The sequence below is a fragment of the Celeribacter sp. genome, from assembly GCF_048261515.1.
In the GTDB taxonomy this organism is placed as follows: Bacteria; Pseudomonadota; Alphaproteobacteria; order Rhodobacterales; family Rhodobacteraceae; genus Celeribacter.
In genome coordinates, this window is the sequence record NZ_JBLXFZ010000004.1 from 46,504 (window position 1) to 60,741 (window position 14,238).

Genomic DNA, 14,238 nt, shown 5'->3' on the forward strand with positions numbered 1-14,238 from the left:
AACGTCTCGATATTTTCCCACACATCGGCGAAAGAACCGCACCTTTAGATATCGCTGAAAACCCCTGTCTCGAACGCGGCCCAATCACCGCAAGGTGGATCGGCATACAGAGCGTCCGCGATCTCTTCAAAAACATCTTGAGCCAATTCTGTCCGAGGCAGTTTGACAAAACTTCGGCGTTTCGCGTTCTTGATATCCATCGTGGATACGCCCAGAAGATCAGCCAATTCCCGTTGAGTCACTTTGCCATCATCCACCCGAGGATAGACACCGCCGATATCTTGAACGACCGCCCGCAGGAGTTGTCTCTTCAATGCTTCACGCTCACCGCCATGTTGCTTGATCCCGGCAACAGACGTGCGAACCTTTGAAAGCGTCGCCCGCTCATTCCGCTTTCGGATGTGCTCCATGTTGTCCCGCCACTTTTCAAATTCCGCGATATCGCGAGGCGGGCGAAACCCACCATCAGGGGTCGGGATACGCTTGAAGTCATAGTCAAGATTCACCCGGCGCACTTCCGTGATGTTGATCAGGTCGTTATGTTTACCGTCCCAAATCGACTGCACGGACGTGAGCCGCTTCAACTCCCACTTGAGACTCCCGTCATCTTCATCGTGGAATCGCATCAGGTCTTCGGCAGACGCTCGATGCCCCGCTCGGGCGACGTGTTGTGCCGCTTCGCCATCACGGATGATGTAACCACGGGTTTTCCACACGATAGCACTGTTTCCGGCATGTTTAATCTCGACAGGGTTTTGATCCATCCCAAGATTCGACAGTCCCGCCGTCAGGGCTTTGATACCGATCTTGCGATCCATTGCCTCAACTAGACCCGGCACGTCACCAAGCGACACAGGGCGGGGGAGGTGTGAAAGATGTGGAAACGATGCCATGGCCCCGTCAGTCGTCGCAGCCAGTACAGTCCCGCCGCATTCTTCAATCGCGTCGATAAGGCCGATCAGTGCCGTGCGAACAATCCCGGTAATAGCCCCAGCATGAGCAGGAGATGTGATCGGGGAGTCAGGGAGAGGCTTCACATCGTCAAAAGAGCGGGCATTCCGTGTCCGAACCCCTTGAGCCAGCTTTCCATAGAAAGAATTCACAATCTCTTTGAACATGAGGTTTTCAAGAGATTCTTTTGGGTGCTCACGCCGCCGCGCGACCATCTCAGAGAGGTAGTCGGCAAACATCAGGATGGGACGACCGTCCTCGCGTCTCGCAGGATCAAGTGTCATCATTCGCCGGACGTTGATCTCCGCCCCTTTGTTAACCGCCTCGATCAGTTCCAATGTTGTCGCATATCCGGAGCCAAACGTCGGATACACAAGCCCCCGTGATCCCGCACGGATAGGAATACAAGGCCAGCGACAATCCTCGGGAAAGCGGAAATCGACATCGGCAAGAGCAACATGAACAGACCCGTGGTCGGACAGGAAATCCTCTGCATTGCCTGCAAAGTCCTGCCAATCGCATGTTGATCTGGCGGTTTCCCAATCAGGGACGGCGAGCAACGCCGCCGCGCTGGGGTAGCAACTGGTAAAATCAAGGTCGAGGATCAGTGTGTCGTCAAACTCACCTTGAATCGCGACATTGAGACCACCAGAGAAGGCGGGGCCAAAAAATCCGTCTGCCATCTCGCGCCCGCGCGATTTTACACGTTCCGTTTTCCTATACCCCTGCACTTCAACGAGGCCGAGGTATTTCAGAAGATTGTAGGAACCTTCGTACTCGCGATACCCCGACACACCGAACCCACCGAGAGTCAGTGGCATTACAGGGAGATGGAGCATATCCACCGCGAGTTCATGCATCCGCGCATAATACGCATAGGTAATCCGGCAGTCGTTCACGCCATATTCTGCAAAGGTCACAGGGTCTGAAATCTGGAAATCTCGCATCCGGCTGATTGCGCCATCGGGGAGTTCCAGCTTCGGCACACCAACCACCTCACCCAGCGCACGAAGACTCCCTTTACCCGCAGGGGCGAGGAGAGTCGTGTCTACAACCTTCAATCCGCAGGACTCCTTGCGCTTGTTCATGACCACTTCGAAGGGAACAGTCCCGAGGGACGCGGGGGCTTTGCGGATAATATTCAACACCCCGCCAAGGGCCTCTCGGCTTTTCTGGTTGAAAGAGGCCCATTCCGCACCGCCGAAATGACTCATGAGCAGAATGGGAGCAGGCAAATACCCTCCGCCCCTTTTCCGATCCCGCATTTTCAATCTCTTGGGCTGAACGCCCAGGAGGGACCGGCACGCATCGACAATATCATCGAGACCGAGCCTCACGCCGGATTGACAGTAGAAGATGCCTTCAACAGCCCGCCCCGAAGATACAGCCAAAACTTGATAGCTGACGATATCGTTCACATCGCCGTCACGCTGAAACTCAGTATCGAGCGAGATAACAAGTTCATGGTCGAACGTGTCGAAGCGAAACCAATCACCGATGTCTCTCACTGAACCACCGTCTACATAGTGACCATGGATTTCCAATTTCACGCCCTCAGGGAGCGTGATGCGGCTCGGGTCACACTCCTTCCATGCAGGAGGAAGGGAGCAAGGAAAGTCGTCATTTGTGACAGAAAGGTCCGGATTTATCGGGTCGTAGGTGTCAAAAGTGTCAAACTTGAACAATCCCTCCATAAGGGGATATTTGACACCAACGCTAAGACCTTTATTTGAAAGGGTATTTTTAAGGTAGGTGAATTCAAAACTGCGGTAATAACCGCAATTTGCATCCCGGATTTCATGGAGGTTCGAGGGGGGCGTGGAGAAGTTTGCCGCGCGGATTTCCTCCGCAAAATCGGATGGGGTTTCACGATTCCAACGTGATAAGGTCCGATTGATCAAATCTACCTCGGCATCAGAAAAACCCCTGTAGAAATCACAGTCGGGAGGGTTCACCGAGGCGGCGGTTTTCTTGATGATATTTCGGGCTTGGAGAGCGGTCATAATCAGTCGGTTCCTTGACTGGGCGCTCCGCATCACCTATTTTGAGGGTGGAAAATGTGTGATGGAAGCGAACGTTACACTTGAGCCGGACGGCAATCCGGCGACGAAAAAGACCCCGTCGCATTCGCGGCGGGGTTTTTTTATGCGGCAGCCAACAAGGCCGCTTCCCATTCAAGGATTTCTGAAACTTTCCATCGGGTACAGCGTGCAGCAAGTTTACGCGGACGCGGGAAAGTGTTTTCGGGATGGCGGGACCAGCGCCAGATCGTATCGGCGTGGCAATTCAGGTAGCTCGCAACTTGATTAACGGTGGCCCAGCCCAAATCGGAAAAATCATCGGCGCTTTTGATGTTGTGCATGACATGCCCTCCTGTTCTGAACAGAAGGTAGTCTGCCGCTGTAAGCCGCGCTAAATACCCGAATTAGATTATTTTTGGCGCAATTCGGGGATGGTCTTATCGGTACGGTGTGTCTCTGGTTTCAATGATCTTGTCCGCTATGCGCTTGTCTGTCAGTTGAGACACTCCCACAGCCATACAGGAGTCTGAGATAGCGGCCTTGACGAAACGCAACGTAGGCCCGTCATATTCCCCGTCTGTATTCGAGCGCTTGAGCTCACCACCGTTGACCTGCCAAACTGAAAGGGCCGCATCGAAGAGCTGGTCCAAATCCCTGTCCCCTTGCCCTCCTTTCGCCTTTTCCTCCAATCCGGCCATTTGAAAGGCATGGTGCATCTCTTGTTGCACAAGCTCTTCGCCAAACATGTATTCGAGGCTTTGCAAGGCATTCAGGATATCACCGAGAGAATACCTCTTGAACGTTCCATCCTGTCTATCGAACTCAAGGCGTAGATCTCTTGCTGTCTCAATCTTACTCCGGAGCTTTCGCGTCTGTCGCTGGATGTCCTCGACAAGTTTCCTCGCAGCATCCGGTCCGATGCTCTTCTTAGAAAACTTACGCTTGTTCTGTATGAAAGTTGAAGCATGGTGCGCCAAGATATTTATAGACCTTTGGATTGCAGCTTCCTTACAGCCCCGCCCCCTTAGCTCTTTGGTCATTATCTCGATATTCTGGTCCGAGAAATACTCCCTGATGTCAAGCTCCGGATAGTGTGGCTGGGGCTCCATCAGGAACTCTTCGCCTTCGATCTCTTCTTCACTCATGTGACTTTCCTCTGCTCAATCATTTCCAAGGCTTCGGCAAGGATAGACAAGGCCTCCTCTTGGGGGTCGCGCTGGTTCGTCATCATCTTCATCAACTTAATGTACACGTGTGCAGACGCGCTGACACCTTCGCGTTTCAAAGGGTCCGTGTGGGCCAAAATTTGATCGACAACAAATGCGGAAATCTTGAGGCTGTACATTAGAGTTGAAGCCGTTCGTCTTAGATCATGGCGATGCCAATCCCGTGTTCCCGTCGCTTCGCACAGTGCTTTTTGGAAGCGCGTCAAGTTCCCCAGCTTTCCTCCCGTGGAGTTCGGGAAAACAAGGTCTGTGGGTTTGGCGTCGCTCCATCCCGGCAGGCTTCGGAGGATGTCCAAGGCTGCCCCAGACAAAGGAAGAGATTGCCCGCGCGATGGCCCCCTTGTGGCTTTCACAACTGGCTTCCGCCATACGCCATTCAGCCTATCTAAGTCCTGCCAGCGCATCGAAGCCACTTCATTGAGCCGGGCAGCGGTATAAAGAATGAATCGGAATGCAATCGGCCGATAGTCTTCATCAGGAGGTGTTTTCATCTTTCCGATGGCCGGGGCGGGATACTTCAACAGTGGCAGTACGCGTTCCAGTTCATCCTGCGTCAAAACCCGCGATCTCTCTCCCTTGATCTCGGGATCGGACGATGCCGGATCGTGGATTTCATCCATACTCGCCACATCGAGAACCACAGGTCGGGATGCCCCAACTTTGTTGAATGCCTTACGGCCTGCGGCCCAATCTAAGACAGGACCAAGGTAAGCACGGGCGCGACTTGCCTGACCGTTTGCAGTTTCCTTCCCCTCACGGGCAGGTTGATAATTGTTGATCGCGGTGGCAAAGGTCTTCGCCGAAATGCTTTCGACTGGTTGATCCAGAAGGCTTGCGAATACAGCTTCGATAACTCGACTTGCTTGCGTCCGCTCAGTTTTCGGACCCGCGGGCTGCCAAATCTTCTTCGTGCGAGATGCCTTCTCCCTGTACTCTTCGAGAAGTTCTCGCAAGGTTAGGCCATTTGCCTCGACAGCCTGACGCAGACTTCGTTTCGTTGCATTGACGTCCTCACCATTTTTGATGGCAAGGCGGTTTTCAGTTGCCCGTGTTCGTGCCTCTTTAAGTGAGAGGTCTGGGTGCTTCCCCAGGGTGATTGTTGTCACCTTGGAATTCGCGCCTCTCGCTTTCAGTACAAACGTGATCGTACCATCAGGCGACACTCGCGCTTTCAAACCTGTTGTCAGAGCGTCGGTTACTTCATACCGTTGCCCCGGACGGGGTTTCAAATTCCTCAGGTATGCTTCTGAGAATTTAATTGCAGACATTCAATCTCTCCGGGCTACACATGGACTACAAAGCACATACTATTCTGTGCAGGCGCATGCCGCAATGTGCATATGCATTCTACAATGTGAAAGTCCATTATATCCTTATAAATAAAGGTATAATCTCAGATTTGACCAATTTTATATGGGCCTAGAATTATATTGATAAAAGGATTGAAAATCCTCGTGTCGGTGGTTCGATTCCGCCCCCGGGCACCATTTAACTTCCTAATATCACGCACTTTCGGCTTCGTTCCGCTTTCTAAGTATATCGGCGCGGCGGCCTGCAGGCTTCACGTAGACGACGTTGAGAGCACTAGACATGGTGCATCGGCACGGGCGGCCTACCGCATCCATCGAGGCTACCTGAAAATGTCTTACGTCAGTGCCACGACGAACGCCCCTTAAAAGCAGGGCAGTTGTGCGACCATTTCTTGCCCCCTACAGTCGCTTTAAGGACATAGCTACTGATATGGGATAGAACTAATGATGTTTCCAAGGTTGATTATAGCTGCCGCATTGTCGGTCTCTGCAACATGCGCCTTCGCACAAGAAGAAATCGTGGGGCTCTGGAGCTTGAATGAACTTGGATGCCAAGAGCCGGAATCACTGATTTACCAAGGCTACTCAATCACCGCCCATATCTATGATGACCAGATCGAAATACACCCAAACGAGTTTCTCCAAGCACGAGGAAGCTCTTGGTTCCTCAGCCGGAGCGACACGTCTGACGCCTTCCCCACGCTCATGCGCGCTCAGGACGGGCAGCTTGAATTTGCGTGGCTGGACAGCACACCCTCAGCCGATGAAGTTCCCGGGGTCCATGAGGGCATGCTCGCGGGCGAACTGATTCCGGAAAGAAAGCCCGAGCAATTCGACACATCAACGGGCGAAAGTTGTTCTGGCTATCCGCTTGAAATTTCTCTCGTATTTGGAGAGGCATTGGCATTCCTCCAAGACCTCGACGAAGCCGTTTGGACTTGCCAAGGCGATGTCCGAACCTGCCCTGCAAAGATATTCGCCGTCGCTGATGTTTCTGGAGACAGTGAGCTTTCCGTTGCTGAGATGGCACGTGTGTTTCGCGCCAGCCTAACTCTAGGCTCGGCGTCATCTAGTGGCTCTGCCAGCGACGAGTTTGTGGCGGCAGTAACGGCTGGCTTCACCATCGCGCCTCTGGCTAGCTCGGCGGTCCTTCACTCATTTGACTATGATCGCTCTGGCGGTGTTGATTTGGGTGAACTACTGACGGAACGGTTGCCCGCCGATTGGGACATTGGATCAGCGCCTGGAAGTATGATCAAAAGCATGCTGGACGATTTAGGTGATGTGGCGCGCTTGGCAACGGGCGCAGCCAGCATGATGATGCCCTAGAAAGACACTCTTCGCATCGAAAGGCGTCAAGATTTGCTCTGTTCTCGGTAGATCGCCCTCCCCGAAAGCATGACCGTGTTCTTGACGCTTTTCAGCAGATGCTCGGTGACGCGGAAACTGTTGAAAAAAACGGGAGGCGTCCGTTGACTGGAGGTCTGCCGCTGCCGAGATGTAATCACGCGATCATTGCCAAAGATATAGCCGTCCGTACGGCGCAATGGCGATAGTTGCTTGAAAGGACGCATAATTGTGTTGCGCATCGCCAATGCAAATACCACAAAGTGCCATAGGTCGCTCGGAGTTCATTTGCGTGCCGTTTGTCATCATTCGGCGCTTTGAGATATGCCGCAACCGGATGGGTTGCGGCGCGAAAGGGTAAACAGATGAAGATAGCTGTCGCTGGTCTTGGTTATGTAGGCATGTCGAACGCAGTATTGCTAGCACAAGCCCATGACGTCGTGGCGGTCGATGTGTCGCAAGACCGTGTGGATATCGTCAATGCAGGCAAGAGCCCGATTGTCGACCCCGAGCTTGAGGACTTTCTGGCGAACCGAGACTTGTCCCTGACCGCGACCACGGATGCGCAAGCGGCCTATAAGGATGCGGAATTCGTGATCGTCGCCACCCCGACGAACTACGACCCGAAAAGCAACTATTTCGACACCTCCTCCGTCGAGGCGGTCGTGGCTCAGGTTCTTGCCGTCAACGAGACCGCAACCATCGTGATCAAATCGACGATCCCCGTGGGCTACGTCCGCCAGCTTCGCGCGCAAATGGACACAGAGCAGGTCATCTTCAGCCCCGAATTCCTCCGCGAAGGCCGTGCGCTCTATGACAACCTGCATCCCTCACGGATCATCGTAGGTGAGCGTTCCGAACGCGCCGAGGTGTTTGCCAACCTCCTGCTTGATGGCGCAATCAAAAAGGACGTGAATGTCCTCTTTGTCGATGCCGATGAGGCGGAGGCGATCAAGCTCTTTGCCAACACCTATCTCGCCATGCGCGTGGCCTTCTTCAACGAATTGGACAGCTATGCGATGGCGGGCGGCATGGACACGCGCCAGATCATCGACGGCATCTCCCTCGATCCGCGCATCGGCGGGCATTACAACAACCCCTCTTTCGGGTATGGCGGCTATTGCCTGCCGAAAGACACCAAGCAGTTGCTCGCCAACTACAACCACGTGCCGCAAAACCTCATCCGCGCCATCGTGGACGCCAACCGCACGCGCAAGGATTTTCTCTCCGACCAGATCCTGATGAAGGGGCCGAAGGTCGTCGGCATCCATCGCCTCGTGATGAAGGCCGGCTCCGACAATTTCCGCCAGTCCTCCATTCAGGGCATCATGAAGCGGATCAAGGCCAAGGGCATCGAGGTGATCGTCTATGAACCGGTGATGACGGAGCCCGATTTCTTCGGCTCGCGGGTGGTCAATGATCTCGATGCGTTCAAGGCCGAGGCCGATGTGATCGTCGCCAACCGTGTGACGGATGACATCTCGGATGTGCCGGAGAAGATCTTCACCCGCGACCTGTTCCACGCTGATTGAGGAAAAGACCCATGCCCACAGCTCTTGTCACCGGTGCCGCCGGATTTATCGGCTCTTTCGTCTGCCGCAAACTGCTCGAAGAAGGCTGGCGCGTCATCGGGCTGGATTGCATGTCCGACTATTACGACGTGGCGCTCAAAGCGCGGCGCGAGGACACGCTTCTGGCCTATGAGAATTACCGCTCGGTGCATGACAAGGTCGAACCGCCCGGCCTGTTGATGTCGCTGTTCGAAGAGGAAAAGCCCGACGCCGTGATCCACCTCGCAGCCCAAGCGGGGGTGCGCTACTCCATCGAGAACCCGCGCTCCTATCTTGAGAGCAATATTGTTGGCACGTTTGAATTGCTTGAAGCGGCGCGGGCCTATCCGCCCAAACACATGCTGCTGGCCTCGACCTCCTCGGCTTACGGCGCGAATACGGACATGCCCTATCAGGAGACGGTCAAGGCCGATCACCAGATGTCGTTTTACGCGGCAACCAAGAAATCGACCGAGAACATGGCGCACAGCTATGCCCATCTCTTTGATCTTCCGATCACCATGTTCCGCTTCTTCACGGTCTACGGCCCGTGGGGGCGGCCGGATATGGCGCTGTTCAAGTTCACCAAGGCGATCCTCGAAGACAAGCCCATCGACGTGTATAATTACGGCGATATGAAACGCGACTTCACCTATGTCGAAGACCTCGTTCACGCGATCCGACTGTTGATCGACGCGGTGCCTGTGCGGCCCGAAAACGGAGAGGTGGAGGAGGGCGACAGCCTGTCCCCCGTGGCCCCCTACCGCGTGGTGAACATCGGCAACAATGATGCTGTGCAACTGGTGGATTTTATCGAAGCGATTGAAAACGCCACCGGCAAAAAGGCCGAGCGCAACCTGATGCCGATGCAAGCCGGTGATGTGCCCGCGACATGGGCCGATGCGTCCTTGCTCAAACGGCTCACGGGCTATGCGCCGCAAACGGCTGTGCCTGAAGGCGTGGCCAATTTCGTGCGCTGGTATCGGCAGTATTACGACATCTAGGACAGATGGTGGCGCGATCCGAAAAATGGCGACGCGAATGCGCCGCCATTTTCATGATTTCGGGATTGGGAAAGTTGCGGGATTACCGCGACGCGCCATAACCGCGCCCTGCCCGCATCCCCTCGACAAAGGCTCCTGCCAATGTAGCCCAAGGGTTCGCCTCGGCGGCGCTTTCAACGGGAGGCGTGGGTGGCGCAGAGGGCCGTGCGAGGAGCCACATGAACCCTGCGACCACAACCAGAACCCCGCCCTCAATTGCGGTCGCGGTGATCGGATCGAAACGCAGGGCCAAAGCCAGCCACGCCGCGCGCGCCAGCATCACAAGGCCCGCAACACCGATCATCGCCGCCGCAACCGACAGAGCGAGCCGCGCGGAAAGAGGGGGATTGCTCGGGGACATCGGTTACTTCCGCGCCAGAAGTGCGCCGAGCGCAAAGCCGACCGCCGCCGCGCCCGCGACAGAACCCGCCGGATTGGATTTGACGAAGGTCTCGGCCTCCTCGACAGATGCCGTGGCGGCTTTGCCGAGCCGGTCCAACTCGCGCTGGCTTGCTGATTGCAATTCCGATGCGCGCTCCGAAACGCCTTCTTTCGCGGCGGCAGCTTGCATCTGCACAAGGCTGTTGACCTCTTTGGCAAGCGCACCGAAATCGGCGCGCAGTGTTTCGAGTTCCGCCTTCACATCGGCGGTCTGGGATTGTGTTTTACTCGGCATTTTTTTGGCCTCCTTTACATATGTCGTAGGCTGTCTGGGGAGAGAACGCGGCGGCGGGGGAAATGGTTCCCGAACAGGTCCAGCCGCGATTTTCTCGGAACTCGCGGGGCACGGCGCGGGTTGGTTTGGTGAAGGTCGCTACCACCGCGACCATCTGAATCAGACCCGAAAGGAGACTACCAATGCTTGGTTGGGCCATTACATTCTTCGTCGTCGCGATCATTGCTGCCGTGTTCGGATTTGGCGGCATCGCCTCCGCCTCTGCTGGCATCGCGCAACTGATCTTCTTCATCTTCCTCGCGCTGTTCATTATCGCGCTCATCGCACGTGCCGTGCGAGGCAAGCCCCCCGTCTAACACCCCCGCAGAAGATCCCGTGGAAGACCACGAAAGACACAAAAAGCCCCCCGCGCATCACGTCGCGGGGGGCTTTCTTGTAGGGCGGTAGGAGTGTTGTTCAAACGGTCAGGGTTTGCGTCGAGGCAAAGAACATCGCCTGCGACACCGCCGACTTCACCTGCTGTTCGGTGTAGGGTTTGGGGATGACAAAGGCAGGTTCGGGGCGCTCCCCCGTCAACAAACGCTCGGGGAAGGCCGTGATGAAAATCACTGGGACATCGCCTGCCGCTTTGAGGATGTCGTTCACCGCGTCAATGCCCGAGGAACCATCGGCAAGCTGGATGTCCGACAAGATCAGGTCTGGCATCTCCTTCTCGAAGAGCGCCACAGCAGCCTTTGCGGTCGGGGCAACGCCCGTAACGTAATGGCCCATTTCGGAGACAATCGACTGGATATCGAGCGCAATAATTGCCTCGTCCTCAATCACCATGACCTTACCTGCCACGCTGTCCTCCATATCGCGAAGGGCACGGGTGTAGAGCGCCTCGACATCTTCAAGCGGAAGCGCGACGATCTCCGCCACCTCCTCGCGCGAGAACCCCGCAATGGTGCGCAGGAGCAAGACCTCGCGGGTATTGGGAGTGAGTTGCGTCAGATGGGCCTGCGCGCGAGCGGCGATGCCCGTGTCCTCGGCCCCAGCAGGTGCGCCGCTGGAAATCCAGATTGCATGGAACGCCTGAAACACAGCAACGCGCGGGCTGGAGGCTTTCTCGAACGCGCTGCGATCACTCAAAAGCGCCTCCAGCATGGCGGCGACATAGGCGTCTCCGCTGTCTTGGTTGCCACATAGCGCACGCGCGTATTGGCGCAGGTACGGCAGGAGGCTTGCAACGGTTTCGGACAAGGTAGGTGCCGTAGTGGTCGTCGACATGAATAACTTCCTTTCTCGACTTTTCTCGGAACCAAACGCGGTGCTGCGTGTTTGGTTCCGAGAAAAGTGGAACCGCACGTCGGGCGGCTGCGTTAATGTATGAGACCGCGTAGCTGTGCTACCATGAGCGACGCCCCCGGGTGAAGGAAGCGAAAACCAATGAGCCAGAACTCTCCAGACGATCCGATCGAGGCCCAGATTGCCGAAAATCTGCGGCGGGCCTTCAAACAGCGCGCGGATGAAGCCGTGCCCGATAAATTCCACGACCTCCTGCAACAGTTGCGTCAACAGGACAACGAACCGCCGCAACATGCATCGCAGGAGACCCCCGATGCTTAAAGCAGAACCCCAGAACGGGTCGCCCCGCCCCGCCGCGAATGCGCGCGAAGGCAAGGCGCGCGCGCCCGACAGCGACGCAGAAACGGACGCGACACCCGATCCGCGCGACGAGATCGTGAACCACCTCGGCGCCATGCGGGCCTTTGCCCTGTCGCTGTGCCGCAATGATGCGGAGGCCGACGATCTGGTGCAGGAATCTCTGGTGAAGGCGTGGAAGAACCTCGCCAAGTTCACCCCTGGCACCAATATGCAGGCATGGCTCTTCACCATTTTGCGCAACACCTTCTACTCGGCGCATCGCAAGAAGGGGCGCGAAGTGGCCGATCCTGACGGCATCGCAGCCGAGCGGATGTCTGTGAAGCCCGCTCACGATGGCAACCTCCAGATGACCGAGTTCCTCGACGCATTCGAGACATTGCCCGTTGAACAACGCGAGGCGCTCGCGCTGGTTGGCGCGTCGGGGTATTCCTATGACGAGGCCGCCGACATGTGCGGCGTCGCCACAGGCACGATCAAGAGCCGCGTCAATCGCGGGCGCGCCCGCCTTGCCGACCTGCTCTATAGCTCTGGAGAAGGATATTCCGATATGACCGACGCGGTCACTTCCGCCATCGTCAACGCGGGCGGTCAGGGCGGGTCAGGCGCGTGAACCGCCCGCATATCTGGCCGTTTCGCGGCATCGCCTCGCGCATGGTGACAATCCTCGCGCTCGCGCTCGCGCCGATTGGGGTCATGGCTTTTCTTCAGGCGGTGCAGATCGCAAGCGATGCCGCACGGCAGGTTGAGGCCGCGCTGCTCACCGAAACCGCCGAAGCGGCGGCGGGCGAGGCGATGGCCATTGCCTCCGCCTCTGGCACGGTCGCCGCGCTTGCCGCGCATATCTCCACCGAAATAGGCACGGGGCTTGATGGTGACGCGACCGCAGCGGACGGGACGCCCGCGGGCTGCTCGGCGATGTTTGCCAACGTGGTGCGCTCCAATCCGCAGTATTCCTTCGCTGGATACGCAGATCGCAACGGCGTCGTGAGATGTGGCTCGTCGGAAGTGGGCACGGATATCTCGGGCGGGTTGGTGCATGGTCCGATGACAGAAAATCCCGACCAGATGGTCATGGCCTCCACCAGCGGACAGGTCAGCCAGACCTCGGTCATCGTCACCGCCGCACCCGTGTTCGTGGACCGCCTCTACACAGGGTTCGTCATGGTGTCCGTCCCGCACGGACGCATCCGCGATATCCTCGGCCACACACCCAACGAAACAATCGAGACAATCCTGACCTTCAACGAAGCGGGCGATATCATTTCGACCAACAGCGGTCTGGACCAGATCGACGAAGCCCTTCCCGCAAGCCGCACACTCGAAAGCCTCGTGGCATTGCGGCAATTTACCTTCAGCGACGACACCGCCGCAGGGGAGCCACGCCGCTTCGCCGTGGTGCCCATCATTCCTGGCGTTCTTTACGCGCTTGGCTCTGCGCCGCGCCTGTCGCTGGCGTGGCCGTTCCTGTCGCCGCTGGTCTTCCCAGCCCTGATGTTGATCGCGGGTCTGGTCGCTGCCTATGCCTCGGTCCACCACCTCGTTATCCGCCATATCCGCGCACTGACCCGACACATGGCCGCCTATGGCCACGACCGCACCATCCAGTCGCTGCCCCAACACCGCAGCCTGCCCGAAGAGATCCAGAAGATCGACGCGGTCTGGACCGATCTCGCCGAAACGGTTCTGCGCGACGAGGCCAATCTGGAGAACCTCCTGCACGAGAAAAACGTGTTGCTGAAAGAGGTCCACCATCGCGTAAAGAACAACCTGCAACTGATCGCCTCCATCGTGAACCTCAAGATCCGCCGCGCCACATCGCAAGAGGCGCGCCGCTCGCTCAAGGAAGTGCAGATGCGGGTGATGTCCATCGCCTCCGTCCACCAAGCACTCTACAGCCAGCCGCAGACGGGCAACGTCCCCGCCCATGTGCTGATGAGTTCGGTGATCGACAACACCATCGACGCAGGATCGACGGAACAAAACCGCATCGAAGTGACACGGCGCTACGACACCGTGCTGCTCTACCCCGATCAGGCCGTGCCCTTCCTTCTTATGGTCTCCGAGGCCGTGACCAACGCGCTCAAATACATGGGGCGGCTGGAGGACGGGACGGCTTCGCTCTCGATCACGCTCACAGCATTGGACGACGGGCGCGCGAAACTCGAAGTGATCAACACGCGCGGCACGCCCTTCTACCCGCCCGAACAGGTGCGCGGCTCGGGGCTGGGCCAATCCTTGATCGGCGGGTTCGCCACACAGATCGACGGCCATGCGGAGACCATCGACGACGAGGATTACTACGAATTTCGCCTGATCTTCAGCCCCGCCCCCTTCGATGAGGCCGATCCCGACGATGCCAAGATGGCGCACTTTGGGGAAGCTGGCGAAAGCTGACACGAGACTTCGGTAAGCCCTAATGTCAAACGACGCTCCAAACACGAAAAGGCCCCGCACATGCGGGGCCTTT

General features: G+C 56.9%; 14 protein-coding genes. 7 read left to right on the forward strand and 7 right to left on the reverse strand.

The window, feature by feature from the left end:
* Positions 1-44: 44 nt before the first annotated feature.
* The 4 genes from ACN0SC_RS08745 to ACN0SC_RS08760 form a co-directional block, all read right to left on the reverse strand.
* The gene (locus ACN0SC_RS08745; RefSeq protein WP_417249288.1) at positions 45-2,954 is read right to left on the reverse strand and encodes a hypothetical protein; all 2,910 of its coding nucleotides are present in this window, start codon (positions 2,952-2,954) and stop codon (positions 45-47) included.
* Positions 2,955-3,094: 140 nt separating this feature from the next.
* The gene (locus tag ACN0SC_RS08750) at positions 3,095-3,313 is read right to left on the reverse strand and encodes a helix-turn-helix transcriptional regulator (protein ID WP_417249289.1); all 219 of its coding nucleotides are present in this window, start codon (positions 3,311-3,313) and stop codon (positions 3,095-3,097) included.
* 96 nt (positions 3,314-3,409) lie between these two features.
* Positions 3,410-4,117, reverse strand: coding sequence for a hypothetical protein (locus tag ACN0SC_RS08755; protein WP_417249290.1), 708 nt, complete (start codon positions 4,115-4,117; stop codon positions 3,410-3,412).
* Positions 4,114-5,466 (reverse strand): tyrosine-type recombinase/integrase, encoded by a 1,353-nt coding sequence (locus ACN0SC_RS08760; RefSeq protein WP_417249291.1) that lies wholly within the window; start codon positions 5,464-5,466, stop codon positions 4,114-4,116. Before ACN0SC_RS08760 ends, ACN0SC_RS08755 begins: the two co-directional genes overlap by 4 nt.
* Before the next feature lie 486 nt (positions 5,467-5,952).
* Here ACN0SC_RS08760 and ACN0SC_RS08765 point away from each other — a divergent pair, with 486 nt between their 5' ends.
* From ACN0SC_RS08765 to ACN0SC_RS08775, 3 genes are all read left to right on the forward strand, one after another.
* A complete protein-coding gene (locus ACN0SC_RS08765; protein WP_417249292.1) occupies positions 5,953-6,837 on the forward strand; it encodes a hypothetical protein in 885 nt (294 codons plus the stop codon).
* 383 nt (positions 6,838-7,220) lie between these two features.
* Positions 7,221-8,387 (forward strand): nucleotide sugar dehydrogenase, encoded by a 1,167-nt coding sequence (locus tag ACN0SC_RS08770; protein WP_417249293.1) that lies wholly within the window; start codon positions 7,221-7,223, stop codon positions 8,385-8,387.
* 11 nt (positions 8,388-8,398) lie between these two features.
* Positions 8,399-9,409 (forward strand): GDP-mannose 4,6-dehydratase, encoded by a 1,011-nt coding sequence (locus ACN0SC_RS08775; RefSeq protein ID WP_417249294.1) that lies wholly within the window; start codon positions 8,399-8,401, stop codon positions 9,407-9,409.
* An 82-nt stretch (positions 9,410-9,491) separates the two neighbouring features.
* Here ACN0SC_RS08775 and ACN0SC_RS08780 read toward each other — a convergent pair whose 3' ends face one another.
* Positions 9,492-9,809, reverse strand: a complete 318-nt coding sequence (locus ACN0SC_RS08780; protein WP_417249295.1) for a hypothetical protein — start codon at positions 9,807-9,809, stop codon at positions 9,492-9,494.
* 3 nt (positions 9,810-9,812) lie between these two features.
* Positions 9,813-10,124 carry a hypothetical protein gene (locus tag ACN0SC_RS08785; RefSeq protein WP_417249296.1) on the reverse strand — a complete coding sequence of 104 codons (312 nt, stop codon included), beginning with the start codon at positions 10,122-10,124 and terminating at the stop codon, positions 9,813-9,815.
* A 182-nt stretch (positions 10,125-10,306) separates the two neighbouring features.
* Between ACN0SC_RS08785 and ACN0SC_RS08790 the strand changes: the two genes are divergently transcribed.
* The gene (locus ACN0SC_RS08790) at positions 10,307-10,480 is read left to right on the forward strand and encodes a DUF1328 domain-containing protein (RefSeq protein ID WP_417249297.1); all 174 of its coding nucleotides are present in this window, start codon (positions 10,307-10,309) and stop codon (positions 10,478-10,480) included.
* 100 nt (positions 10,481-10,580) lie between these two features.
* Here ACN0SC_RS08790 and ACN0SC_RS08795 read toward each other — a convergent pair whose 3' ends face one another.
* Positions 10,581-11,393, reverse strand: a complete 813-nt coding sequence (locus tag ACN0SC_RS08795; RefSeq protein ID WP_417249298.1) for a response regulator — start codon at positions 11,391-11,393, stop codon at positions 10,581-10,583.
* Positions 11,394-11,552: 159 nt separating this feature from the next.
* On the opposite strand from ACN0SC_RS08795, the gene ACN0SC_RS08800 reads away from it, so the two are divergent.
* The 3 genes from ACN0SC_RS08800 to ACN0SC_RS08810 are packed head-to-tail and all read left to right on the forward strand — an operon-like array spanning position 11,553 to position 14,165.
* A complete protein-coding gene (locus ACN0SC_RS08800; RefSeq protein ID WP_417249299.1) occupies positions 11,553-11,732 on the forward strand; it encodes a NepR family anti-sigma factor in 180 nt (59 codons plus the stop codon).
* Positions 11,725-12,381: an RNA polymerase sigma factor gene (locus tag ACN0SC_RS08805; RefSeq protein WP_417249300.1), complete on the forward strand. Its 657-nt coding sequence runs from the start codon at positions 11,725-11,727 to the stop codon at positions 12,379-12,381. The genes ACN0SC_RS08800 and ACN0SC_RS08805 overlap by 8 nt, the downstream gene beginning before the upstream one ends.
* Positions 12,378-14,165 (forward strand): sensor histidine kinase, encoded by a 1,788-nt coding sequence (locus ACN0SC_RS08810; protein WP_417249301.1) that lies wholly within the window; start codon positions 12,378-12,380, stop codon positions 14,163-14,165. The genes ACN0SC_RS08805 and ACN0SC_RS08810 overlap by 4 nt, the downstream gene beginning before the upstream one ends.
* Positions 14,166-14,238 lie beyond the last annotated feature (73 nt).